General features: G+C 45.0%; 24 protein-coding genes and 1 pseudogene. 12 read left to right on the forward strand and 13 right to left on the reverse strand.

The genetic code is table 11. The features are described from left to right. Nucleotides 1–249: 249 nt before the first annotated feature. The 3 genes from QUA42_RS19325 to def all read right to left on the reverse strand — a co-directional run bounded on the left by QUA42_RS19325 (nucleotide 250) and on the right by def (nucleotide 2,525). Nucleotides 250–1,587 (reverse strand): PrsW family glutamic-type intramembrane protease, encoded by a 1,338-nt coding sequence (locus QUA42_RS19325; protein WP_333139207.1) that lies wholly within the window; start codon nucleotides 1,585–1,587, stop codon nucleotides 250–252. A gap of 177 nt (nucleotides 1,588–1,764) precedes the next feature. Continuing rightward, nucleotides 1,765–1,965: a hypothetical protein gene (locus QUA42_RS19330; RefSeq protein ID WP_199292547.1), complete on the reverse strand. Its 201-nt coding sequence runs from the start codon at nucleotides 1,963–1,965 to the stop codon at nucleotides 1,765–1,767. Further along, complete coding sequence (def, locus tag QUA42_RS19335; RefSeq protein ID WP_190659061.1) at nucleotides 1,965–2,525, reverse strand: peptide deformylase; 561 nt, start codon at nucleotides 2,523–2,525, stop codon at nucleotides 1,965–1,967. Before def ends, QUA42_RS19330 begins: the two co-directional genes overlap by 1 nt. A gap of 243 nt (nucleotides 2,526–2,768) precedes the next feature. Between def and QUA42_RS19340 the strand changes: the two genes are divergently transcribed. After that, nucleotides 2,769–3,992, forward strand: a complete 1,224-nt coding sequence (locus QUA42_RS19340; RefSeq protein ID WP_333139209.1) for an RNA-guided endonuclease TnpB family protein — start codon at nucleotides 2,769–2,771, stop codon at nucleotides 3,990–3,992. Nucleotides 3,993–4,012: 20 nt separating this feature from the next. After that, nucleotides 4,013–4,525, forward strand: a complete 513-nt coding sequence (locus QUA42_RS19345; protein ID WP_333139211.1) for a DUF1648 domain-containing protein — start codon at nucleotides 4,013–4,015, stop codon at nucleotides 4,523–4,525. Between the two features lie 233 nt (nucleotides 4,526–4,758). Here QUA42_RS19345 and QUA42_RS19350 read toward each other — a convergent pair whose 3' ends face one another. Then, nucleotides 4,759–5,214 carry an aspartyl protease gene (locus QUA42_RS19350; RefSeq protein ID WP_333139213.1) on the reverse strand — a complete coding sequence of 152 codons (456 nt, stop codon included), beginning with the start codon at nucleotides 5,212–5,214 and terminating at the stop codon, nucleotides 4,759–4,761. Between the two features lie 120 nt (nucleotides 5,215–5,334). On the opposite strand from QUA42_RS19350, the gene QUA42_RS19355 reads away from it, so the two are divergent. Further along, nucleotides 5,335–6,627, forward strand: a complete 1,293-nt coding sequence (locus tag QUA42_RS19355; RefSeq protein WP_333139215.1) for a pentapeptide repeat-containing protein — start codon at nucleotides 5,335–5,337, stop codon at nucleotides 6,625–6,627. 183 nt (nucleotides 6,628–6,810) lie between these two features. Then, nucleotides 6,811–7,161, forward strand: a complete 351-nt coding sequence (locus QUA42_RS19360) for a hypothetical protein (protein ID WP_333139217.1) — start codon at nucleotides 6,811–6,813, stop codon at nucleotides 7,159–7,161. A gap of 311 nt (nucleotides 7,162–7,472) precedes the next feature. Here QUA42_RS19360 and QUA42_RS19365 read toward each other — a convergent pair whose 3' ends face one another. Beyond that, nucleotides 7,473–8,096, reverse strand: coding sequence for a TenA family protein (locus QUA42_RS19365; protein WP_333139219.1), 624 nt, complete (start codon nucleotides 8,094–8,096; stop codon nucleotides 7,473–7,475). A gap of 55 nt (nucleotides 8,097–8,151) precedes the next feature. On the opposite strand from QUA42_RS19365, the gene QUA42_RS19370 reads away from it, so the two are divergent. The 3 genes from QUA42_RS19370 to QUA42_RS19380 all read left to right on the forward strand — a co-directional run bounded on the left by QUA42_RS19370 (nucleotide 8,152) and on the right by QUA42_RS19380 (nucleotide 10,028). Next, nucleotides 8,152–8,385 carry a hypothetical protein gene (locus tag QUA42_RS19370; protein ID WP_333139221.1) on the forward strand — a complete coding sequence of 78 codons (234 nt, stop codon included), beginning with the start codon at nucleotides 8,152–8,154 and terminating at the stop codon, nucleotides 8,383–8,385. Then, on the forward strand, nucleotides 8,382–9,344 hold the full coding sequence (locus QUA42_RS19375; protein WP_333139223.1) for a glycosyltransferase family 2 protein: 963 nt from the start codon (nucleotides 8,382–8,384) through the stop codon (nucleotides 9,342–9,344). Before QUA42_RS19370 ends, QUA42_RS19375 begins: the two co-directional genes overlap by 4 nt. Before the next feature lie 84 nt (nucleotides 9,345–9,428). Then, the gene (locus tag QUA42_RS19380) at nucleotides 9,429–10,028 is read left to right on the forward strand and encodes a glutathione S-transferase family protein (RefSeq protein ID WP_333139225.1); all 600 of its coding nucleotides are present in this window, start codon (nucleotides 9,429–9,431) and stop codon (nucleotides 10,026–10,028) included. A 17-nt stretch (nucleotides 10,029–10,045) separates the two neighbouring features. Here the strand turns inward: QUA42_RS19380 and QUA42_RS19385 are convergent, their stop codons facing one another. The 4 genes from QUA42_RS19385 to QUA42_RS27845 all read right to left on the reverse strand — a co-directional run bounded on the left by QUA42_RS19385 (nucleotide 10,046) and on the right by QUA42_RS27845 (nucleotide 14,850). Then, nucleotides 10,046–13,204: a tetratricopeptide repeat protein gene (locus QUA42_RS19385; RefSeq protein WP_333139227.1), complete on the reverse strand. Its 3,159-nt coding sequence runs from the start codon at nucleotides 13,202–13,204 to the stop codon at nucleotides 10,046–10,048. Next, nucleotides 13,197–14,228, reverse strand: coding sequence for a caspase family protein (locus QUA42_RS19390; protein ID WP_333139229.1), 1,032 nt, complete (start codon nucleotides 14,226–14,228; stop codon nucleotides 13,197–13,199). Before QUA42_RS19390 ends, QUA42_RS19385 begins: the two co-directional genes overlap by 8 nt. A gap of 206 nt (nucleotides 14,229–14,434) precedes the next feature. Further along, nucleotides 14,435–14,713, reverse strand: coding sequence for a hypothetical protein (locus tag QUA42_RS19395; protein WP_333139231.1), 279 nt, complete (start codon nucleotides 14,711–14,713; stop codon nucleotides 14,435–14,437). Nucleotides 14,714–14,781: 68 nt separating this feature from the next. After that, nucleotides 14,782–14,850, reverse strand: a complete 69-nt coding sequence (locus QUA42_RS27845; protein ID WP_445251500.1) for a cation-transporting P-type ATPase — start codon at nucleotides 14,848–14,850, stop codon at nucleotides 14,782–14,784. A 188-nt stretch (nucleotides 14,851–15,038) separates the two neighbouring features. Here QUA42_RS27845 and QUA42_RS19400 point away from each other — a divergent pair, with 188 nt between their 5' ends. From QUA42_RS19400 to QUA42_RS19415, 4 genes and pseudogenes are all read left to right on the forward strand, one after another. Further along, on the forward strand, nucleotides 15,039–15,581 hold the full coding sequence (locus QUA42_RS19400) for an ion channel (protein ID WP_333139234.1): 543 nt from the start codon (nucleotides 15,039–15,041) through the stop codon (nucleotides 15,579–15,581). A gap of 453 nt (nucleotides 15,582–16,034) precedes the next feature. Beyond that, nucleotides 16,035–16,307 carry a hypothetical protein gene (locus tag QUA42_RS19405; protein ID WP_333060069.1) on the forward strand — a complete coding sequence of 91 codons (273 nt, stop codon included), beginning with the start codon at nucleotides 16,035–16,037 and terminating at the stop codon, nucleotides 16,305–16,307. A 116-nt stretch (nucleotides 16,308–16,423) separates the two neighbouring features. Further along, nucleotides 16,424–17,335 (forward strand): annotated as a pseudogene (locus QUA42_RS19410) (AI-2E family transporter). A gap of 287 nt (nucleotides 17,336–17,622) precedes the next feature. Continuing rightward, complete coding sequence (locus tag QUA42_RS19415; RefSeq protein WP_333139236.1) at nucleotides 17,623–18,432, forward strand: glucose 1-dehydrogenase; 810 nt, start codon at nucleotides 17,623–17,625, stop codon at nucleotides 18,430–18,432. 308 nt (nucleotides 18,433–18,740) lie between these two features. On the opposite strand, the gene QUA42_RS19420 is transcribed toward QUA42_RS19415, so the two are convergent. Further along, nucleotides 18,741–19,079 carry a transposase gene (locus QUA42_RS19420; RefSeq protein ID WP_333139238.1) on the reverse strand — a complete coding sequence of 113 codons (339 nt, stop codon included), beginning with the start codon at nucleotides 19,077–19,079 and terminating at the stop codon, nucleotides 18,741–18,743. 655 nt (nucleotides 19,080–19,734) lie between these two features. Then, nucleotides 19,735–20,775 carry a Gfo/Idh/MocA family oxidoreductase gene (locus QUA42_RS19425; RefSeq protein WP_333139240.1) on the reverse strand — a complete coding sequence of 347 codons (1,041 nt, stop codon included), beginning with the start codon at nucleotides 20,773–20,775 and terminating at the stop codon, nucleotides 19,735–19,737. 525 nt (nucleotides 20,776–21,300) lie between these two features. Between QUA42_RS19425 and QUA42_RS19430 the strand changes: the two genes are divergently transcribed. Further along, the gene (locus tag QUA42_RS19430) at nucleotides 21,301–21,600 is read left to right on the forward strand and encodes a ferredoxin (RefSeq protein WP_106149950.1); all 300 of its coding nucleotides are present in this window, start codon (nucleotides 21,301–21,303) and stop codon (nucleotides 21,598–21,600) included. A gap of 344 nt (nucleotides 21,601–21,944) precedes the next feature. Here QUA42_RS19430 and QUA42_RS19435 read toward each other — a convergent pair whose 3' ends face one another. Beyond that, the gene (locus QUA42_RS19435; RefSeq protein ID WP_333139242.1) at nucleotides 21,945–23,600 is read right to left on the reverse strand and encodes a SpoIID/LytB domain-containing protein; all 1,656 of its coding nucleotides are present in this window, start codon (nucleotides 23,598–23,600) and stop codon (nucleotides 21,945–21,947) included. Between the two features lie 324 nt (nucleotides 23,601–23,924). Then, nucleotides 23,925–24,132 (reverse strand): hypothetical protein (locus QUA42_RS19440; RefSeq protein ID WP_333139244.1); only part of this gene is annotated, 208 nt, incomplete at its 5' end.

The following is a 24,132-nucleotide window of genomic DNA, read 5'->3' on the forward strand; positions in this document are numbered from 1 at the left end:
TTCTCCTCCACCACCACAGGAATCAAGCCCCTTGGCTTCCCTCAGCTACTCACAGCCATCCAGATAGTACCACAGTCAAACTATTTGTGAAGAATTTCTAAGTTAAGTTGCGATTATCGCATCAGGCAATTAAGCCCAAGCTACTCATACACAAGGGTAGAATACTCGGGTAAAATGCCTGGAAAGTGCGTATTGACAAATTTAGTTAAGTATGAATCTAACTCGGGAGCGATCGTCCGCAGTCAGCAGTCACTTCTGAGAAAATATTCTTGTGGCAAAATTTTGCTCCCGATTCGGAGAAAGAGCTCTGGCTTTCAAAATCGCCGCTACCAAAAACGCATAGGATAAAACTCCCACCAAGGCCAGCAAAAGTACGCTGGCTGCTCCTGACGCATTCCACAAAGCGTGAAGTGCGGAAGCACTGAAATAGCCTACGCCCAAAATTTGCCAGCGCTTCCTAGGTTTGAGGGCGCTCAAACCTATAAAATATCCCAAATAGCCGCTGTAAGCCATGTGGCCGGCGGCGGAACCCAAAATGCGGGGAATTAGCAACTGCAATCCTACTAATTGTCCCGCCTCCGCCCCTGCTTGCAGGGTGACATTTTGGATGACATTGGGAACGTACTGCCCCAGAGTTTCTAACAGTGTAAAGCCGACTGCCGAGGCACTTCCTAACAAAATTCCGTCTAAAGGTTCCCAAACGCCGATTCGATCGCGCCACGGATTTTTCAGCCAGTTTCCCAGCAACATCGCTCCCAAAACGGGCAGGGCTTTCAGCAATTCTTCCATTAGACCCGCCCCGAAAAACATTCTGTTCAAAAAAGGCAAAAAACTGATTGTTTCGCCTTCGGTTGGCAGGCGGCCGGGCAAAATTTCTCTAAATACGAATATAAATCCAATCAATAAGGGGCTGATCACAATCAGGACTGTAGCTAACGCCGAACCAAGCAATACCCACCAAGGCTTGTGTTTGCCACACAGTTGATAGATAAAGTAGTAAGCCGCGCCGGCGAGGTAAGCTGACAGCAGCAAGTTGAATGCGGCAGAATTTCCAACGGCGACAAACATCGACACGACAACAATAACTGTGGCAATACCTGGATATAAGTAAGCTTTTTGGCTTAATTGTTTGCCCGTCGAGGCGATCGGGAATAATTGAGTTAAAGTGAGAGCATCTTTTTCGCTACCAGCAAAATTGCCCGTGTGTGGTGCAGGGAATCCGGGTTGATTTTGGTAAGGGGTTACGGGAGATTCAAATATGTATTCAGGGCCGTCAAGGCCGAGACTGATGCGATCGCCTGTTTCTAAAGTTTGGCAGCCAGAGAGCTTTTTACCGTTGATATAAGTTCCGTTAGCGCTGTTGAGGTCGCAAATTTCCCATCTCGTCAAAGTACCCTGAGTTAGGGGACGGATCATGGCGTGGCGACGGGAAACCATGCCGTGGGCGATCGACTCTAAAGCTATTTGACAATTGCGATCGCGCCCGATAACCAATTCCCCTTCTTCAAAAAGTTGGTACTTGGATACTGGGGTTCCCACAGCGTCTTTGGCTGGCACTTGTCGCAGAAATCCGATTTCATTAGTCATGAGTTATGAGTCATTAGTCATTAGTCATTAGTCATTGGTCATGAGCTCGCGAGCTGTTAGCTGATGTTATTTTTGAGCAGTCTTTATTCCACAGTTATTGGTTGTTAGCTGCTGACTAATTACTAATTACTAATTACTAATAACTGCTGACTAATGACTAATGACTAATAACTCTGCTTATAGATTTGCCCTGGCATCCTGAACGGCTGCATAGAAAAATATGCCAGTTAGCGGTACGCTCAGGGCGAGGATGATGCCCGTGACTAAATTGCCAAGTTGAGCTTCTCCCGATGACAGCTCAAAAATTGAGCCGACTGCCGCGATCGCAGTGATGCACGAAAGAGCTAAGAGTAAACCACTTTTCGGAGTTCCTGCCATCATACTGATTTTACTGCCTTGGGGGAAAATTTATGCTTGACTAATGCTTCATTCAGTGCCAGCTTGTTTTCTACTCTGTCTACAAACAGCACTCCGTTGAGGTGATCCATTTCGTGCTGAATTGCCCTCGACAGTAACTCTGTTGCTATCAGGGTTTGTGGGCGACCGTATTCGTCGCGGTAGGATACTTCAATGACTTCTGGGCGTTTGACTTCTAAATAAACTCCCGGAATGCTCAAACACCCTTCTTGCAAGATGCAGATATCGCCGCTGCTACTTTTGATGGTGGGGTTGATCAAAACGATTGGGGGTGTAGCGGGGTTTTCCGGGTCGCAGTCGAGGACGATTACTTGTTTGTGGACTCCGACTTGGGGGGCGGCCAAACCGATGCCATCTGCACTGTACATGGTTTGCAGCATTTCTCGGACTAGCTGCCGAATTTCTGCATCGACGCTTTTGACGCGCTTGGCTGGCTGTCGCAGGACGCGATCGCCTAATGTGTGTATTGTTAGGGGCGGTTTTTCTAACTTTTTCTTTTCAATCAAGACCTGAGCCGTCATAGAACCTCGCGGGATGTTTGGAAACCCCCAACGAAAGCTGTTGGGGAATGAAATTGGAACCAATACTATTGTTTTCAATATTAATCTAATTTTAACTCCTCGCTCCTGTTGTCCCCCGCTATAACTGTACCCAGTTTAGGGGCGGGATGAGAGGCAGGGAGAGTGTAGGTACGGAAATCTCCAAATCTTTATTTTTGTAGATCTTTTACTGGAATGTGTATAATACAGTAAGGAGGTCATGAGATGCTGCATACTGCCATCAAGGTTCGACTTTATCCAACATTAGAGCAACAAGCCCTACTGTCTCAGCACTTTGGCTGTGCCAGATGGTGGTGGAACTATGCTCTAAATAAGTCAATTGAGACTTATAAAGAAACGGGTAAAAGCCTTGGTCAGTCAGCACTCAATGCCTTTTTACCAAAACTCAAAAAAGCCGAAGAAACACTTTGGTTGTCTGAATGTTACAGCCAAGTTTTGCAATCAACAACGCTCAACCTCACAACCGCCTATAAAAACTTTTTTGCAGGTCGTGGTAGGTTCCCGCGGTACAAGTCAAAGCATGATAAACAATCGATTCAGTATCCTCAAAATGTCAAGGTACTTGATGGGTTTGTTCAGTTTCCGGGCAAGGTCGGCAAAGTTAAAGCCAAGTTGCACAGGAACATAGAAGGAACAATCAAAACCGTAACGGTTAGTTTAAATCCTTCTGGGAAATACTTTGCCTCAATATTGACGGAGAGTGAAGGCGACAACCCGACTGTTTCAACGGTCGGTAAAGTAATTGGAATTGACTTGGGATTGACTCATTTTGCTATTACGAGCAATGGCTGCAAAGTCTCTAAGTACGATCGCCCTAAGCATCTAACCAAACACGAGAAAAACCTCAAACGCAAGCAACAAAAGCTAGCTAAAAAACAGAAAGGGAGTAATTCAAGGAACCAAGCTAAAAAGACGGTAGCTAAAGTGTACGAACGGGTAACTAAATCCCGTCAGGATTTTCTACATAAGCTTTCGCGAAAGCTCGTCAATGAAAACCAAGTTGTCGTAGTAGAGAATCTTAATGTCAAAGGCATGGTACGCAATCACAATTTAGCTAAAGCCATATCTGATGTGGGATGGGGAATCTTTATCAATTTCCTAGCTTACAAGCTAGAGAAAAAAGGTGGCAAGTTGCTTGAGACTGACCGCTGGTTCCCTAGCTCCAAGCTCTGCTCTAATTGCTATTACCAGATTGATAAGTTACCGCTTGATGTTAGGGAGTGGACTTGTCCTAATTGCGGTACTCGTCATGACCGTGATGGTAACGCTGCAACAAACATTAGAGCGGAAGGCATCAGGATATTACAGACGGATGGAGCAGCCGTTTTTGCTAACGGAGGGGAAGTAAGACCAAAGATTGGACGCAAGTCTGTTCTGAGGCATTCCTCTGTGATGTTAGAAGCCCACACTATAATCGTTTCGATGTAGTGTAGGTAGTTCACGTAGCCATGACTGGAAACACACCAAACCAACGGCCGGTTATTTCTCTGAGGCTTTCGCCTGTTGTAGTGGCGGTAGAGCTTTTGGGTGCGATCGCGATTTTGCTGGCTGTTTTGCTCATCGTCAAGTTTTGGGCGGTTTTGCCCGATCGAATTCCGATTCATTTCGGCTTGGGGGGGCTGGCTGATGCTTGGGGCGATAAGGTGACGATTTGGCTCATGCCGGCGGTCGCTGCCATTATTTTTGCGGTTTTAACTGCGGTTTCGCGCTATCCGCATACTTTTAATTATCCGGTACGGATTACTTCTGAGAACGCTCGCCGACAATATCTGTTGGGGCGAGGCCTTTTGGCTTGGCTGAAGGCCCAGATTTGCTGGCTGTTGGCGTTTGTGGTGCGGCAGCAAATTCTTGTCGCTTTGGGCAATGCTCAAAGGTTTAGTGTGGAGTTAATGTTGGGGATAATTGTTTTGATATTTGGGACGGTTGGCGTGTATTTGCTCAAGGCTTATTCTGCTCGCTAGATGTAGGGCAAAAAACTTACATCATACCCAAAAATAAAGTTTTTTGTATGATATTTTTAACTGTAAGTAATATTATCCTATAAAAAAACAAATTAGTTGGTATTTAGGACTAAAGTCATGTAAATTTTATGAGTAGTTTAGTTCTCAGTACAAACTTTTTTGAGGGCGGGTAATTGAGGGGACATGATAGTAATCACACGCGAGAGGTTTGTGCTACGGTAAATGCCGATCAACTAACCCATCAGATATGTTTGCTGATTGTTCATCGGCAATACTCGCAATCGTCTATTTTTTAAATCAGGTTCTAAGCCTAGTTCTTCCATTGGAATCACGCCCAACAAAACAGCAGAAACGCCTTCGGGTAATTCTAAACAATCAAATCTGCCCTCTCTGCCCTCTACAATAATTTGAGCGCCTGCAAAAATTCGACCTTTTTTGATGCCCGCTGATGTTTCTACATCTCTTTTTCCTACTTGTCTTAAACCTAGTTGGCTAATAATAGGAGCTGGCAAGGAAAGCAGAGTGGCTCCGGTATCGACAACAACGTTATCGAGGGTAACAGAGCGAACTTCCTCAGCAGCAATGAATCCCCGTTCAGCCATAACTAGATCGATAAAATTTGTGACGGCGATTGTAGTGATTACTTGACCCATTTGTTTTTCTTGCAGATTGGGAAGTACCAGGGTCATAGTATGTTACCTCTTTTGAGTGTAATTAGTGGAGATTTATATTGTAATATTATCTAGAATCCTGCTTGGTTAGTTAAAATCGTTTTAGTGACCGGCTAAAATTAGAATTTGCCTCAACGCATGACACCAGAAAACAACTCTTCTCAACCCAATCGCCCTGAGTCTAACGTGACTGTAGAAAGTCAGAACGGTGCGAGCCCTACTGTGCCACCAGAATCAGGGACAATCGTCGCTACTGCTGAACCGGAAAAACCGGTGCCGCCGCCTCCAACTCGCAAGGTTTTTTTGCCGCCGCAGCCGGAACAAACGACTGCTGAGAAGTCGGGGTCGGTGGTGACGCTGGGGTTGATCGCAGCGATGATTTTTGGGCTGGCCAATGACAACATTTGGCTGGGCTTAATTGGCGCTGTCGGTGCGATCGGCCTATCGCTGCGGCTGATGTGGCCGAGTTGGGGCAAAATCTGGGCGCAGGTAATTCCGCCGACTTGGCGCACTCTGATCGTCGCCTGCTTCGGGCTTTTAGCTGGGATTGTTGGCTTGCTGATGCTCAGCGGTAGTAATACTGAACCGGGAAGCCGCAACATCCAAATCAACTGGGACGCCATCGGCGCTCTCGGCGAGTTGATCGGCGCTTTGGGCCAAATTTTGATCGCAATTTTGGGCGTTTACGTGGCTTGGCGGCAGTACGTGATCTCGAAAGATTTGACGATTCAGCAAAATCGAATTACGCAGCAGCAAACGATCGATGCTTATTTTCAAGGGGTTTCGGACTTAGCCCTTGACGAACAAGGGTTTTTGGAAGACTGGCCACAGGAAAGGGCGATCGCAGAAGGCCGGACCGCTGCGATTATGAGCAGTGTAGATGCTGAAGGTAAAGCTAAAATTCTGCGGTTTTTGTCGCAGTCTAGATTGGTTACTCCTCTGAAGCGCGATCGGCTTTTAGGCCGCCCCATCCTTGACGGCGACGGCGGCTACGCTGAAGATAGAGATCACGGTATCCGCGTTATCGATCTCAATGTCATGTTAGCGGGTGCTGACCTGGCTGGCACCGATTTGCGGTGGACGGATTTGAGCGAAGCCAACCTCGTCCGCGCCAATCTCAGCAAGTGCGATTTAGTGAAAGCCAACCTCTCGCGCGCTGTCTTGTACGACGCCAATCTCGCTCGCGCCGACATGAGAGCGGCCGCATTATTCTACGGCTCGGCACAAACTGCATCCCCCCGCAGCCGTACCGAATTTCCCAACTATCAAACGGGTGAACATACCGGCGCTGTGGTGGAACGTGTTGATTTCACCGGTGTCAAGCGGCTGTCGGAGGAGCAGCGCTATTACTGCTGCGCTTGGTGCGGCTCGAAGTCGAGAGAGACTATTCCCGGCGGCTGCGAAGGGATTCCCAATAAACTCGGACGTTAAAATTAGCAGTACGGCTGTACTTACGTATATATTTGGCGATCGCTCGGCAGCGGACTATACTTTAATTTTAAATCTACAGTCTTGGGCTGTTTTAGCCATGACAAATACTGATTTAGGGCTAGAAGTAATTCCGCGCCTGGAGCGCTCCAAAAGCCGGGAGGGGGTAATTTTTGTAATTGTTATGTGGTTTCTGAGCCGATCGATAATGGCGATCGGGATGCAGGTAATTGCTCATTTAGTCGGCAAAAACCCGCCCGTGTATGGGATTGGCTGCCTCTGAGTTTTGGAAGCGCCTTCCTTCCCAAAAGTGGCTGGGAACTGTTTTCGCAAGGGGACGGTAAATGGTACGTCGAAATCGCCAATTTAGGCTATAGCTATGCAGAGGACGAGCAGCAGCATTCTGTAGCTTTTTATCCGCTATTTCCTTTCCTGATGGGCGACTTCACGACTCTGGGAATGCAAGTGGAATTAGCAGGGATACTCCTTAATAGTTGGGAATCTTTGTGTGCATTGTTGGTGGTTGCAAGCTGTTAGTAAAGTTGCCCTGATTTGGGCGGTGGCTATTTGTTGTGGTATTGGAGAAAAAGGCTGAGCATTACAGTCGTCTATTTGGGCTTTTTCTCTTTAGCGTTACTGATTAACTCCAGTGTTATGCAATCGGTTCATCCCTAAGCTTAGGGCATTGTTTTGCTCTCGGTGGGAGTCGGTTTAGTGTTGATTAGTCAGCCTCGTTGGGAATAGGCTGTTATGACATTATTTGCTACATTCCTGCTGTACATGGCTGTTAAATTTACTGGGTGTAGGTAGCTTAAGATAGTTTTCCATATCTTTTGCCCAAACTTAATTTACTCTATTTCCCAAGCTGCCTGAAAAAAGTCTCTTTCGCATAACATAGCGTAGCGATAGGTTGCTTCTACCTCTGGCGCAGCCTCTGCGTAGCGATCGACCAAACTTTCCAACCGTTTTGCTAAAATCTCAAAATCCGAGCTGCTATAGGTGGAAATCCAGTCGCTAAAGGCGTGTTCCGGTATATTAGGTTTAGCTAGCTGCTGTCCCAAAAAAGCATACAACCGCAAGCAAGGAGTCATGGCGGCTGCTGTCAAACCTACACCACTTCCCCAGGCTGTCGCTAATAAAAAATCTGTGTAGCGGCGGGTAGCGATTCCCGGTTTGGCCTCTTGCAAGTTTACCCCCCATTTGGCTGCATATCCTTGATGCAAACGAAGTTCTTCTAAAACGCCGCTACCGAGATTGTGGAGGATTTCAAACCCCTCCCAGTCGGGTGCTTTTGCGGCAGCGATACTGTAAGCGCGAGCGAAGGCTCTCAGAAAAAATGCGTCTTGTGCAACGTAATATGCAAAACTATTTTGGGGGAGGCTGCCGTCAGCAATGCCTCTGACAAAGGGATGTTGCAGACAAGCTTCGCTTAAGTCTTGATTTGCTTGCCAAAGATAATTGGAATTTGTCATGCAATTTTGAATCGAGGGGTTATGATTGTAATTTTTATAGTCTGACTAAACATCTATGATAACAGATGTTTTCGCTTGGGGTGCGTCAGTCTTATGGTATCTTTTATTTTTCGTATTTAAGAAAATAGATAATTTTTGGTACGCGGCTATGTTGTGGGCTGCTGTTGTCGGGATCAAAGAGCGAAATTACGTGCCGAACCTCTCTCGTGAAGCAGCCAGCGCGTTTGGGGAAAAGGAAACTTTTGATTTAACGGTTGAAAAGCCTAGTTTTAAACAGAAATTGCTATGAACGATACACCTAAGTATTCCTTGGTAATACCTATCTATAACGAAGAAGAAAATCTCGCTGAATTGTATCGGCGAATTAGTGCCGTGATGGAGCGAATGGACGGCGCAGTAGAATTAATTTTAATCAATGATGGCAGCCGCGATCGCTCTCTCGAACTTTTGCGAGAATTGCACGAAAAAGACTCGCGAATTTGTTACCTCAGTTTTGCCCGCAATTTCGGTCATCAAATAGCTGTAACTGCTGGTTTAAACTTTTCTAGAGGTCAAGTTGTCGTCATCATGGACGGCGATTTGCAAGACCCGCCAGAGCTAATTATAGATATGGTACAACAGTGGCGGCAGGGCTATCAAGTTGTTTACGCTCAGCGCACTCAACGCCGTCAAGAAGGTTGGTTTAAGCGGTTGCCAGCTTATATGTATTATCGCATTTTGCGGCATCTTGCGGATGTTGATATTCCCATAGATACCGGAGATTTTTGTTTGATGGATAGGTGCGTGGTGGACGTGCTAAATGCGATGCCTGAACGCAACCGCTACATTCGGGGACTGCGCGCTTGGATTGGTTTTAAACAAACGGCCGTTAAGTTTGAACGCGATCCGCGTTTTGCTGGGGAGGTCAAGTATACATTCAGAAAATCTTTGAGTTTGGCGATGAATGGTTTAGTATCTTTTTCAAAAGTTCCCCTCCGACTTTCGATTTATATGGGGTTGTTTGCGGCATTTGTATCTGTATTAATGGCTTTTTTGATTTTGTATTGGCGGATTTTTTATCCAAGTTCTGCCTTAACGGGTTTGACAATTGTGATGATGGCGGTTTTCTTTTTGGGTGCGGTGCAGTTGGTTAGTATTGGGATTTTGGGCCAGTATATAGGGCGTATTTACGAGGAGGTGAAGGGCCGGCCGCTTTATACTTTGGCAGAAGTGGCTGGTTTTGGCGATCGGTGTCGATCGCCAAAATAATTTTAGCAAACAACCGTTAACTCATCGTGCCTAAATCATCTAATTTATGAGATAATTTAAGCTCTTAAAATCTTCTCAAGACTCATGTTTAAACTTTACGAGTATTCCTCATCGGGTAATTGCTATAAAGTTCGCTTGCTCTTAACTCAGCTCAATATTCCCTTCGATCGCACAGAAATTAATATTCTCGAAGGAAAAAGCCGCACACCAGAATTTTTGGTCAAAAATCCCAATGGCCGCATTCCGGTGTTAGAAATCGCACCGGGTAAATTTCTCTTTGAATCGAATGCGATTATGTTTTACTTGAGCGAAGAAACTGAGTTTTTCCCCACGGATAAATTTGAACGGGCTCAAGTTATGCAGTGGTTGTTTTTTGAACAGTACAGCCACGAACCTTTTATTGCTACTTCTCGTTTTTGGTATATGACAGGGAAAGCTGAAGAATATCAGGAAGCACTCCAACAAAAACAAGCACCGGGTTATGCTGCTTTGGGGGTGATGGAACAGCATTTAGCAGAAAATGAGTTTTTTGCGGGCGATCGCTATACTATTGCTGATATCGGTTTATTTGCTTATACTCACGTTGCTGACGAAGGCGGATTTGATTTAACCAGATTCCCGGCAATTCAAACTTGGATCGATCGCGTAAAAAGTCAACCTCGATATATAAAAATTACACAATGAAATTAAAATGAGGCTAATTACATCAAAGCTCGAAATCGTTCATCATCTCGGATACTGTCAAAATCTGGGTTGTGTTTTGCTTCGGTTCGGCTATGACGAGGTGCAATATCAATCGCTTTCTGTAGATTATCGATAGCCTGTCCAATCTCACCTTGTAGTGCGTAGCAGCAAGCTTTACCGTAATAGCCACTCTCATCCTTAGGATTTTGCTTAATCGCTTGTTCACACTCAGCAAGGGCTTCGGTGTATCTACCAGCCCTTGCCAAAATAATGCCACGATTAGCCCTGAACACAACTTCTGGAGGCTTTAAGTTAATTGCTTCATCAATGGCTGTAATAGCTTTCTCAAAATTCTTGAGAAGACTTAATGCTAGTGCTTGATTGTTCAGTGCTTGATCATTCTTAGAATCAATTTTAAAAGCTCGCTCGCAAGCAGCAAGGGCTTCCTCATATCGCTCTATATCAATGAGAGTAGTCCCTTGATATGTCCAAGCACTAACAGATTTAGGTTCAAGGTCTAGCGCTTTTTTGTAACTTGCCAGCGCTTCCTCATGTCGCCCTAGATTACTGAGAATATAGCCTCGAATTACCCAACCCTCAACATATTTAGGAGCGAGGTTTAGCGCTTTTTGATAACTTTCGAGCGCTTCCTCATATCGCTCTAGATTATGGAGTGTATTCCCTTGAATTACCCAAGTTTTAATAAATTTAGGTTCAAGGTCTAGCGCTTTTTTGTAACTTGCCAGCGCTTCTTCATGTCGCCCTAGCTTATAGAGTGAAACCCCTCGATTTGCCCAAGCATAAACATATTCAGGATCGAGGTATAGCGCTTTTTGCAAACTTTCCAGCGCTTCCTCGTCTCGATTTAGATTGCCTAGAGCAACACCCTGCTCAAGAAAAATGGATGCATTACTTTGGTCTAATTGCAGTGCTTTATGATAGCAATCCAGTGCATCCTTGTAAAGTTGTGCACTTCCGAGTAAGTCACCGAGACTTGAAAAAAGAGTATACATCAGTTTCGGATGGCAGTGAGTTAATTTTTCACACTGGCTTTTCGCTTGCAACAGTGAATCAGTTCTTTCTCTGGATATATTGCAACGTAAAGACTTATAGAGGAGTCCTGCATACTTGCCTAGACTATCCTTGAGAGTACCAACATATCCCAACAGGGATTGAATAGATACCTCAATTTCTTTGGAAAATTCCTCAATTGCTTGTGCCGCAGGAGGATTCTCACCTTCAAATTTAATCTTGTATTTTGTGGGCGGTGTATATATAAAATTCAACCCAAAGCTGAGAGCCATTTCTGAATCTTTAAAAAATTTGTCTGTCGCTTTGGGAAGCAGATTCTGGTTCTCTTCACTTATCTCTGCACAAATGAAAGCAAAGGGAGCCATAAATACATCTGGTACTTGCAGATAAACTGCGGTAAAGACCTGTTCAATGTATTTTTGGAGTCCTTCCTTTCCCTTGCCAAAAAGATTGTAATAGAGACACTCTGCCATCAGTTCTAGCCACCCCTCATCCTCATACTGATCGGGTAAAAACATTTCAGGAGTAACAAGTTCATCCGCTTGTTGCTCGAAATACTTGGCTAGTAAAGCATGAGTTTTGCGAAACAGATTTTGATCCTTCTGAAAATAGGACTGCCGAAAGACATCCCGCGCCACATCATCTAAGCGGTAGTGCCCTTTCGTAAACTCAACAAATTCTGAGTCTTTCAACCATTCAAAGTAACCCTCTGCATTCTCGGCATCTTGTTGTAAGCCTAATTCAACGCTTCCAAGCAAATATTGAATCATCGCCCGATCGAACCATCGACAACAAGCTACCACATACAAAACTTTCCGATCCTGGGAATCTATCCCCTGCAAAAGTAATTTAGCGATCGCTTGGTTTCCTTTGGAAAAATCAGGTTTTTTACCTTGCTCTAGTTGCTTCCGTACCCAATCTAGATAATACGGTAATCCCTGTGTTGCCTTGTAGATTTTGGCGTGTATACCGCCATTTTCAATGCCAATTTGCTTGAGATATTCCTCTGTATCCTTCCTGCTAAACTTCTTAAGTGGCACCTCAACGAGCAACTTCCGATCCTGGTTGAGCTTGCGCCAACCCTCATCTGCTTGCAGCGATCGCCGCCCTACAACCACGAGCCTTACTGGTGCAGAAGACAACGCAGTATCTTCGACCAAATACTGCCACAGCCATTGATTCAGGTAAGACTGTGCTTGTTCATAGGTATCCAAAATCAGCACCAGCGATCGTCCTCTGTTTTGGGCAATTTGCATCAGACTTTCAGCAAATGCCTGCGTCAGTTTGGAAACAGGCTGTAACATAAGAGCCTGTAGCTCAGGCTGGTCTTTGGTCGCAGGGTGATTCCGCACTCGCTGCTCGATCCATTCTTGCAAGCTGTCTGCATCCTCTCCGATCCCTGCTAATGCAGAAAAACCTACCCCTGAAACATTAAAAGATGTCGGCTTACTTGAGGTGGAGGTCAAACCTCTTGGGCCTAGCCAGATGAAGCGTTCAAACCAGCTTGTAATCTTCCTTGCTTCTTCGCTGCTAGTTGTTTCACCATCAATTGACTCATGACTCAACTTGTATAGAGTTGACTCAAACTGCTCATCCTTTTGTTTGAATGAATCAGCGATGGTTTCACATCCAAAACTCTCAACAGCCTGCTGATGTACCTTTCGCATCAATTTTAGGGGAGTTTCGATACCAGCCGTTTTCGCAAAACAAATCTCCAAAAAATCAACTTCGTGTGCATGGGCATCCTTTAACCGCCCCAGTAACGTTGTTTTACCAACTCCGCCAGTTCCGCAAATATTGAATAGCAAGGGTTGTCCATCATATTCGTTGAGTGCTAAGGCAAAGCGTTCTAACAGCCTTTTCGCCTCATCTCGTTCAATGTAATGTCTATCTGACACTCGCGATCGCATCGGAGATTGACGATTCATCTCGGACTGAGCTGACTGCTGAGTCTCTTTCTTTTCTAATTGTGCCGCTTCTAATCGTGCCTTCAGATTATCAACTTCTTGGCGTTTGTCCTTCAGTTCGATATTTAGATGTGACGGAATTGTCAGGCTGGTGTAGCCTGCTGCCTTTTTCTCTAAGTCTGCAAGCACCGTTTGGGCAATAGCCAGTGTTTCTTCTAAAGCAGCGCAATCATCCATTGACTTCCCCATCTCTCAATCTTGCTTGCAATTTTTCCACCTCTTGCTGTTTTTCCTCTAGTTGAATCTGCAGATGAACAGGTATTTCTAGCATCCCATAGCCAGCAGCCTGTTTTTCTAGAATAGCCAGCGATCGCTTCGCCATCGCCAAGGCTGGGATCACCACCTCTTGATTAGTCATCACCCTAGGCAACTCTCGAGTATGGGTTTGGCTGGGCAGTCCCTTGCCACCGCGCAACATTGCCACTGGAAAATCCTCCGTCGCTGCATCAAAAAACGGGATTTGTTCTGCGTCACATAGCTTACGCGCACTCTCGGGAACTTTTCTTCCCAAGTGAGTCATGACGTTGGAAATTCTGACGAGGCGATCGCCCGGTTGATTTGCCGCTCCCTTCAGCGCCTCAATCAGATGATACGTATAGAGACTGAGGATGCCATCTGGACGCACCCAAGAACTTTGATTTCCTCGTGATGAGGTGAACACCGCCCGGCCTTCCCCCTGCTTCAGGGCATCAATCACCCCTTTCGGCAACGCTGTAGGCAAAAAGTCTGCTGGCAGATCGTTCTTAGCGGTAGCCATCCCCTCCGCATGGCAACTATCAATGATTACCCAGAGACGTTTAGCCTCGATCTTGCGTAACTTCTCACTCAATGTTTCGGCTGAAAGGGCTGTTTCTGGAATGGCTTGCCGATCAAAATCATGTTGGAGTAAGTAGTAAGCATTACTGGCGAGGTCAAACGTACCATGCCCAGAATAGTAAATGACGATCGTGGCATCTGGGTCTGCCTCTGCACATCCTTTTAACCAGTCCAGACCATCCAAAATGGCACTGCGAGTCGCACCCTGGTTCTGTAACAACCGGACACGATCGGGGCTATTGGGATATGCACAAAAATTTGCGTCAGTCAGCACATCTTTGAGCGCTTGAGCATCCTTGACTGTTACAGGAAGCGAATAGCCTGGGTCAGCAGTATTACCAACACCAATCAACAGCGCGTAACCGTGGGTAAATCGCTCGGACATCTAAAAAAAACTCCAGCACAAAACAACAATCCCTCAACCCGAGTTAATAATATATAGTTACTAAACCCAGAATAAACTAAAAAACACAATCAAGCTACCTCAAAAATAAATTCTAGACTAAGCTATTACTTTCAGGGCTTACTCGTTATCGCTACCTTTCTCGGAGTTTCGCTCGATCGCCTCGCAGCATCTGCTACTTTCAAATCCTACAAGCTACGTGCATTATTTACGTATAGAGGCGTACAGTTTGACAAATATTTCAACACCATATCCGTGTCTTCAGCAAACAAGCCGCGCCGCGTTCCTACTTTGATACTGCGCCGTGTTTCTGCCTGCATTAATTGACATGATTCAGGAGTAAAAACCAGCGTTTCTTCTGCTCCGTAGATGGTAAAAATGTTTTCCGACTGCCAAAAAATCTCTCCCTTCCCATAAACAGGTTCAGCGATAAAGCCATTGGCAAAGCGCAACTTTGCGTTGCACAAACAAGCTTTGTAGAAATCCGGCTGAGTGTCCCAAAATATGGGGCATCTGCCGCCTCTTGAAGGAAAATCTATAGCACCGCAGCAAAAATCAGAATCAAGATAATCGGACTATTGAACTGATTAAGCAACAGTATCAATGCGCTCGATTTACAGCACTTTCCGATGGTATGAGGTACAATTAAGAATTACGGCTTTATGGGCGTAGTTGGATTTAGCTTGACACTACCGGCAACCAGAGCGACTGCGATCGATTTAAACCGGGTTTTTGTAGGTTTAGGACGCGGAGTTTGCTACTGTGACGTAAATCGAAGAATATCCAGCGCAAATGCTCTACCCATCCCGGCAAAACCTGGCTGGTATCACCTTGCCAATTTTGCCCGTGCAGATTCTCTGGGTGAATATGGTGAGTTCCGTCGCCCTTAGTGCCACTCTAGCTTTTGAGCCCTTATCGGCTGACACTATGCGCGGTTTGCTCCTCTTGCATAATGTGATAGCGATCGTCACTCTAATTGACGCGGCTGGCATTAATGCGTTTGAGTGCGAGTTTCCTAATGGTAGTGCTGGCATTAATGACTGTGGCACTGCGCTGTGGTTGACGGGAATGTTGATGAGCACGATCGGCTCTGATTACTTTCCGAAAACAGCCCAAGGGCGGGTGCTTTGTTTTTTGCTGGCGTTGTGTTTGATCGCGCTAGGCGGTTATTTTACAGCAACCCTGGCTACATTTTTTGTGAGCCAGGAGGCCGAGAGCGATCAAGCAGAAATAGCGGCTACACAATCTATTCAAGCTTTGGAAACAGAAATTACTGCACTGCCAACAGAGGTTCAATCCTGCTTCACGAAAAGGTTTAGACCTGTGAGTTGCTAACCTTAGAGTTGAGCATGAGGTCGATCGTTCTCGATGCGATAGTAGACAAACGATTATGTCTGTCCAATTATAGATAATATTCTAATCTAAACTCTGCCAAGCGAGAGAGGATATTTAAATTCTTTAATTTTACTATAAAATTACTTTAGAACGCTGGAAAAAATCAACCGAATAAAGTTATGATTAAAAATCAAAAATCCCCACTTTATCAAACCTAAGTCAAATGTTTAACTGTTCAATAGTGCGGACAGTTTTTCTAGGCACGATGGCGGATTTTTTCAATACTTTGAAGCCCAGCAGATAATTAAATCAATGTCATCTCCACTCCTGACTTGGATTTAATTTGACTTTTTTACGATACTTGCCCTCTAAAGCTTGTAGTATCGTTACCAAAAATGCCCGCAGTATTGAATGTTAACCTGGTTCTATTTATTACATTGACACGAGAAACTCATGGAAAACACATTGTTTGATCGCACATTCCGCGACAGCGAAGGCCAAATTGTTATAGCTCAGACGCCAAATCTACCACTGAGTGTCGGGATTGTAGCTAGTTTATTAACGCTCATTGTTACAACAGGTAAAATTAATTTAGGGTTGGAGCTAGTAGCCTTTGGCTCTTTGTTTACTTGGGCTTGGGAAGAATTATTTCAAGGAGTTAATTACTTTCGTAGAGCATTAGGTTTGATTGTGCTTGTCGGTCTGATCGTAGGGAAACTTCAATAATTAGGTAAGCATAAATCAAATCAATAAGGTATAGCAAAACCTTGAATCAGGCGGATGAGGAACGGTGGAGAGGTTGACCGGCTGTAATGGACAATCCAAAAATTAACACCAATAGGATGTGGGAACACCTGAACAATCCTCCACTCATTCGCTACCTGCTACTATGGACGCTTGGCTGGGCGATCGTGCAGGTGTTGGCATATTTTGAAACGGTTCTGATTGTTTCTATTTTTGCAGCCATCCTCGCCTTTGTGCTTAACTCTCCCGTCAAATTTGTATCTCGTTTCATCCCTCGTTGGGTAGCAGTTGTGCTGGTGTTTTTACTTGCCTTGTTGATTCTAGGTGGGTTAATGGCAACCTTAGGATTAGCTATCATTTCCCAAGCACAGCAGTTATTGGAACAGGCTCCTCAATTTTTAGAGTGGGCGATCGCACTGTTGGAAACACTCCAATCGTTTCTACAAAAGCGCATTACGGTCGATTTCAGCACCTTTGAGACACAACTGCGCGAACAACCCCTCGGCATCATGGGCATGGGTTTTTCCACACAGAAAAATGTGTTATTCAACTTGCTAGATGTGATTGTGATTGCGGTGATTTGCTTCTTTATGCTTCTAGACTGTAAACCACTATGGAATCTGATCGTGAGGGTCTTTTCATCCGGATTACGCGATGATTTTACCAGGGCAATTCAAAATAATTTTCTTGGTTTCTTTAGTGTCGGTTGCTGTTATCAATATTCTTTGGCATCTCTACCTTTGTGGTGTTTATTTTGCCTGATATTCCCTATGCACTGGTCATGGCAGCAGCCGCAGGCGCATTTTACATGATTCCCGGTATTGGCTGGCGCAACGATTGGGATTAGCCTCATCTGCCTGATTATTCTGCCTCAAGGAATTCTGCTCATCTTGAAAGTTTTAGTGGGTTGCGTTGTCTTACAGCAGGTTGAAGAAAACTTACTCAGACCCCGTAGTATGCGAGACTCCATTAATATAAATCCAGTCATTATGTTCTTTGCGCTATTATAGCAATCCTTGCAGGAGTCGTAAATTTTTTACCCCACCCCAACCCTCCCCGAACCCGCGGGGAGGGAGTAAGAATTCACAAATGATTTAGGATTGCTATAGTGGGGGCGGGAGTCGCTGGATTGGTCAGAGTTTTTCTGTCGATCCCGATCGCAGGCGTAATAATCAGCCTCCTGGATATTGATGGAATACCTGGGGAAAAGACAGAATAACCTTCTGGTTGATGTTGAAGCTAGTTGTGGTGAGGTTTCGATTACAACATTTTTTGTTGAATCTCTAGGAGAGAAATTATGAAAGGTTTAAAGGGAAAAAACGCACTCATTACTGGAGCGAGTTCAGGCATTGGGCAGGCGATCGCCATTCGTCTCGCTCAAGAAGGTTGCAACATTGCCGTTAACTATCGCAAAAGTTTAGAAGAGGCAGAAGATACTGAAGAAATAGCTCTGCAAAAAGCCTGTGGACAAGCATCGGAATGCGGGGTTGAAACGCTATTAGTTCAGGGAGATGTCTCCAAAGAAGACGACATCCTTCGTATGGTGAATACTGTCATTGATAAATTTGGTAGTCTGGATATCCTGATTAATAATGCTGGGATTCAAACAGAAAGCGCATCCCATGAAGTGCCAACCGATGAATTCGATCGCATAATTGCCGTCAATTTGCGAGGTGCATATCTCTGTGCGCGGGAAACCATTAAGCATCTGTTAGAGCAGCAGCGCTCTGGGGTGATTATCAATATTTCCAGTGTGCATGAAATCATCCCCCGCCCGATGTATATCAGCTATTCCATCAGCAAAGGCGGCATGGGAAATCTGACTAAAACCCTAGCGTTGGAATACGCAAACCGAGGCATCCGCGTCAATGCTATTGCGCCCGGTGCAACAATTACACCGATTAATGAAAGCTGGACTGACAATCCAGAACAAAAGGCGGTGGTCGAAAGCCATATCCCAATGGGACGGGCCGGCACATCGGAGGAAATGGCGGCATCTGTTGCCTTTCTCGCATCAGATGAAGCGGCTTACATTACGGGACAAACGCTCTATATTGATGGTGGATTGACCCTCTATGGTGACTTTCGCGAAGCTTGGTCTGCCTAAATTAACTTGGAGAAACTATTTGGAGTAAATAGGCGATCGCTGTCATTTTAGCTAAAAAAGGATTTTTTTGGGCGATCGCTTTTTTTACTCACCGGACACTAGACTAAACCGCAGTAATCTGTCATGCAGATACAGCGGTTCCCGGTGTTATGAGGTACAATAGCAACAGCTAGCTTTCCCAATTTCTTAAATGTTGAGGATTTATTAAATTGAGGGCAACTGCTATTATTTTATCAATCATAGATGCGTTAGTTGGATCGAATCTCCGCAAAAAAGATTTGAGTTGTGACCACCAGAGTTCAATAGGGTTAAAATAGGCGAGAGTAAGCAGATAAACAAATAACAGTCGCGCCTAAAGATTCAATCATTGGTACAATTGATGCTAGTTTATGACCGGGTAAATTATCCATCACTACTAATGCTCCTGCCCATAATTCAGGACACAAAAATTTCTCAATAAATACGCCCAATCCTGCTCGATCGCTTGAATCATTCATTTTCATTACTGCCCGCACTTGGTTGATACTAATTGCACCTATACCTGTAATCTTTGCGCCTCGATAAAATGGTTTTAATAAGGATAATCTTGTCCCCGGTTGCGAACGGGCAGGAGTTCTGGTTAAACAAGCGTAGAATCCCAGTTTCATCCAAGAATACCAGGTTTTCTGGCTCAATATGTTTGATCATTTCCCAATATTCTACTCTTAATTTTTTGACTCTTTCTGTTCTGACTTCGCTACTATACCCTGTTGTTTTTTACGATTTAATCCTAACTTCTGCAAATACCGACACATAGCCGTTCTGCTCACCCAATTTCCAGTCTGATGAGCAAATAATTCACACAACTCTACCCGAGTGGCATCTGGATGCTTTGCCACCAGTGCTTTGACGAATGGTTCGGCATTTCTCAGATGACTTAATTGCGGTTTTCCTCTCTGTTTCGGCTGTAAATTACCCGGGATTTTGTGAAGATTAACCAGTTTTTGAACTAAACTTTTACTGACCCCAAATCTAGTAGCTACTTTCCTCGCTTGACATCTTTTCTGCCAAATGAGCCTTCACTATTTTTGGCCGGAGAGCGAGAGAATAGGCTTTCATTAGGTTTGACTACAACAATGATATTTTATTGTACATCATAAAAGCGGAAACTGCTGTATTTCAAATCTTGCACCCTTCTCAATAACACGCTTTCGGGCCTGTTCCACAAAGAAGGAATTTTCTTGGGAAACAACCTCTCTAGCCTGTTCATAAATAGGTAATTGAGGAGAGTGCAACATCTCAGTTATATTGAATTTTACCAAATTAAATAACCTTATTTTGGCTAGTTTTTGGCGATTTTATAAGTTCGAGAGTTTGCCTAGTTTCGCTTGAGTGCCTCGCAGTATCTGCTACTTTCAAAGCATACAAACTACTGGCATTATTTACGTACAATGGCGTACCATTTGACAAATATTCCAACACCATATCGGTGTCTTTTGCAAACAAACCGCGCCGCGTTCCTACTTTGATGTTGTGCCGATTTTCTCCCTGAATTAATTGACCCGATTCTGGAGTAAAAACCAGCGTTCCTTCTTCACCGTAGATAGTAAAAATGTTTTCCGACTGCCAAAAAGTCTCTCCTTTTCCATAAACAGCTTCAGCGACAAAGCCATTGGCAAAGCGCAACTGTGCATTGCACAAACAAGCTTTGTAGAAATCCGGCTGACTGTCCCAAAATTGAGCTTGACAGTTAACGCTTGCCACTTCTCCGAACAAATCGGTAAATCGGTGCAGTCGCGAAATTGCACCAACTAACGGAAACCCAAAGAGGGAATGTTGATAAGTCCACCGCTGTGGCGCTGGATGTTGAGGAGTAATAGTAATGTAGCGGGCGTAAAAAACTTTACCGACTAATGACAAAGATTCTTTGATTGCTTGGTGCAAACCGCCTAACAGTTCGATGTGTTCGATGTGGAGGAGTTTTTGCTTTTGGGTGGCAAGTTCGATCGCCCTTTCCGCTTCAGATACGTCTAAAGATAGAGGATATTCCACCACAACGTGCTTGTCATTTTCTAGGGCTGCCAGGACGATCGCTCCGTGATCCCGATTCACCGTACAGACAATAACCAAATCTAAATCGTCTCTTTCTACCAGCTTGCGCCAAGAAACCGCAGCTTCTGCCCCGAACCCTTGACAAAATGCTGCGGTTTTATCCGGGGAGTGGCCCGCAACTGCTACCAAGTTCGATCGCCCATCAGCTTGAATTGTCTCCGCCCTCAACTTAGCGGCAAAACCAGTACCCACAATCCCCACGCGAATTGGAGAATTCACCGAAAAACCAAAGCGAGTATCAATATTAGTCATGGGATTTGAGATTTAAGATTTTAGATAGTTACAGACTTGCGCTGCAGGGGTTTAGGGTTCTATCGCCCCGATTTTAAGCTGTGGTTGTGGTGCGATTTATTCGATCGAGCCTTCAACACCCAAGTCTTGATGCGATCTAACTATACATTTCACCGTCTGCTGGGACTTGCCTTGCAGCAAGTTTTGCTGAAACTTGATCGACACACCGCATACCAACAACCCGGTTTTTGTGCTGTAGGGCTCAAAACAGGATTTTTCCTGGAAACCGGATTATTTAGCGCAAGTCTTGCGGCAACAGTATCACAAGGCTGAACCCAAGATAGGTATAAGTAATCAAGATGAAATTAGAAAAAGTTATAACTAATCCCATTCAAATGTTTTGTAAATAAGTGTGTCAACCTCCCTTCTATCCCCTACTATCATAGAGGGAACGAACCTAAGACCTAACCTCAAAGCTAATAGAGCCTTGAAGTTTGCATTAGGAAAAATTATCAATCTTGTTGAATTTTTGAGAGGATTTAGTGCATGGCAACTTACAAAGTTACCCTCATCAGCGAAGCCGAAGGAATTAACCAGACCATTGACGTTGATGACGATACTTACATTCTTGATGCTGCTGAAGAAGCAGGACTCGACCTCCCCTACTCTTGCCGCGCTGGAGCTTGCTCCACCTGCGCCGGCAAAATCACCAAAGGCGAAATTGACCAATCCGACCAATCTTTCTTGGACGATGACCAAATCGAGGCCGGATTTGTCCTCACCTGCGTCGCCTATCCCAAGTCTGACTGTACGATCGAAACTCACCAAGAAGAATCGCTCTACTAAGAAAGGACGCTCTGCGTGATACCCTAAGAAACCCGGTTTCTCGTTTCCAGAATTAAGCTGAAATACGGCAATTATGTTAAGAAACCGGGTTTCTGTGTCTAACATTGCAACAAAGCCGCCAGCAGTCTGTCACTCCTAGCTATGAATTCATAGCTGTTTGAGCAGATAGCTGACCAAATAATTTTAGATTTTAGATGGCAGATTTTAGATTAACTGTGAAACCAATCTAAAATCCAAAGTCTAAAATCTAAAAGTTTTACGGCTAATATTTAGTCTCGCGTTGCGCGGACTTTGTTTGTCTAGTGGCGATTTAAATCGCCGATTCTTAGGCCGACTTCGATCGACTATTCGCGCCAAAATGTAATGTTATCGCTGAGCGGCACAACTTGAGCGCCGGGAAAATAAAAGCTCAGAATTTGAGATCCGTTCCAGCCCAAATTAGCCAAATTGTAAGAACCAGTCTGACTCATTCCCACCCCGTGTCCGAAACCGCCTCCGACAAAAGCATAACCGTTGAGAGTTTTGTCTGGATTGTAAATTGGTTCTAGGTAAAAAAGCGTGCTGATCGGGGGGTAAAAAGCATTGCGAATCTCGTCTTTGTCGATATCGATGGGGCCCAAGTCAGTTTGAACCTTCATTTTCAAAACTCGACCTGCGGCCGACCTTTCCACCACTTCCACCTGAGTGACAGTTTTAAGATTAGCCAGCGGGTGCTGTTTTTTCTGAAGATACTGTTTGAGAAATCCACCAATCGCTGTCAAAGAAGCTGGTTCGCGCCACCGAAAAGTATCTTCTTTTTCCTCATTAAACCCTTTTTGCAAACTGATAAAGCGGCGGAGGTTGTTTTCGTCAGACAAACTCTGCTTGGACAAATCCCAGACATTATTGGGGGAATCGACGATCGATCGCAAATATGGACGTTCCGCGCCCTGCCACACATCGTTAAAAGAGGCTGTGACGCCGCCGCTAGAGGCGGAATAGAGCGCATCTACTAGCTGATTTTCGTAAGTTAGCACTAAACCGCTCGTTTGGGCGATCGCCTTATCACTTTGCGGGTAAACCTCGGTCAAACCGTGATAAACTTGGCAGTTAACATCAGCGCACAACTCATAATTATCCACAGCAAACCGGCGCAAATTTCTCAGGGCGTAAGTTCTGGCCAAAATAGTTTGAGCGACAATCGCAGCATAAGGTGAAAAAGCCCCAATTTCGTGAGGAACAACACCACGCAAATAAGTTTCCGTGAGCACTTTATTTACCAAAGTATAAGTGCCGTAAGAATTTTTTTGCAGGTGCAAACTGCCGCCATAACGGCGAGTTTGTTGAATAGCTTTTTCTGGTTCAATAGCTGTTGCCTCTTGGGTAGTTTGTTCCAATACCTCAATCACATTTTTCCCCGCCGTCACATCCAACTCATTGCGGTTGAAGCGAAAGCCGTTTAAAACCCAAAATGCCTGGGGTACTTGTTTAAAAACTTTGGAATCCAAAAAAGCTGTTGTGTTCCCTTGAGCTTGCAAACTTTGCAACAGCCAGCGCCGCACCAAAGGAGAGTTGTAAGTATCTCTTTTTGCCCAAACTTGCCAGCGCAAAGGTTGAGCAATTTCTACATCAATTCCCTGGGCGCGCCACTGATTGGCGCTGTCTTCCGCACTCTCGAAACTGCGGTGAGAACTTAGTACCACTCGTTCTTCTACTGCCGGTGTTTCCAGCGGTTTGGGGGCTATTTCTAACTTGACGCTAGCAGCAGTTTTGGTTTCTATGCCTTCAGGAGTTTTGTAACGCAAAGTTAAGCTGTCGCCCGGTAATGCTTTCAGCGTCAGTTTGTCGGTTGCTTTGGTACCAAACCGCTGCACTACGCCGATTTTGATCGGTCTATTTTGGGGAGTTTGGGCGTATCCCGCAGCGCTGAAAATGGGCAACAGGCACAATGCGGCGAAAACAGTGCTAGAAACGCAGCTAAACCATTTGTAATTCGGAGTTGGAGGTGCTTGAGCGAACACGGTTATCTGTCTCGCGATAGTTGAAATTGGGGGATTTTTGATTGTACGTTAGCACATTTGGCGACTGCTACAGGGGAATTCCGGAAGAGACGCTGGTTTAGTTGCCAGAATTCTGTTAAGTCAGGACTTAAGCCAGACCACAGAAACCGGGTTTTTTACCGAATCTGCGGGCTGCAACCAAATATTTTCCTAAAAAACCCGGTTTCTGGGCCCCCTGCGGTAAATCTGTCATTGCCAGTGAAACGCAGGAATCGCAAAAGTTGCGATCGCTTTACATCCTGTTACACGCTAAAGTTTATTTGCACCTACCGACTGATTGGCTAATCATTTTTTCTGAGCACTAATCTCGTCGCAGACGTGTTTATCGCTTTCATCAGCATTATTCTGCAAATAGTCGTGCAGCCAATCGTAAGCTTGCACCAGCATCTCATCTAAACTTTTTATTCGCCACAACCTTGCTGTATTGTCCCCTGATGCCGTAGCGATGTATTTGCCGTCAGGACTAAAACTCACACTCCCTAACCAATCTTGA

The organism is Microcoleus sp. Pol11C2 (assembly GCF_036701505.1).
In the GTDB taxonomy this organism is placed as follows: Bacteria; Cyanobacteriota; Cyanobacteriia; order Cyanobacteriales; family Microcoleaceae; genus Microcoleus.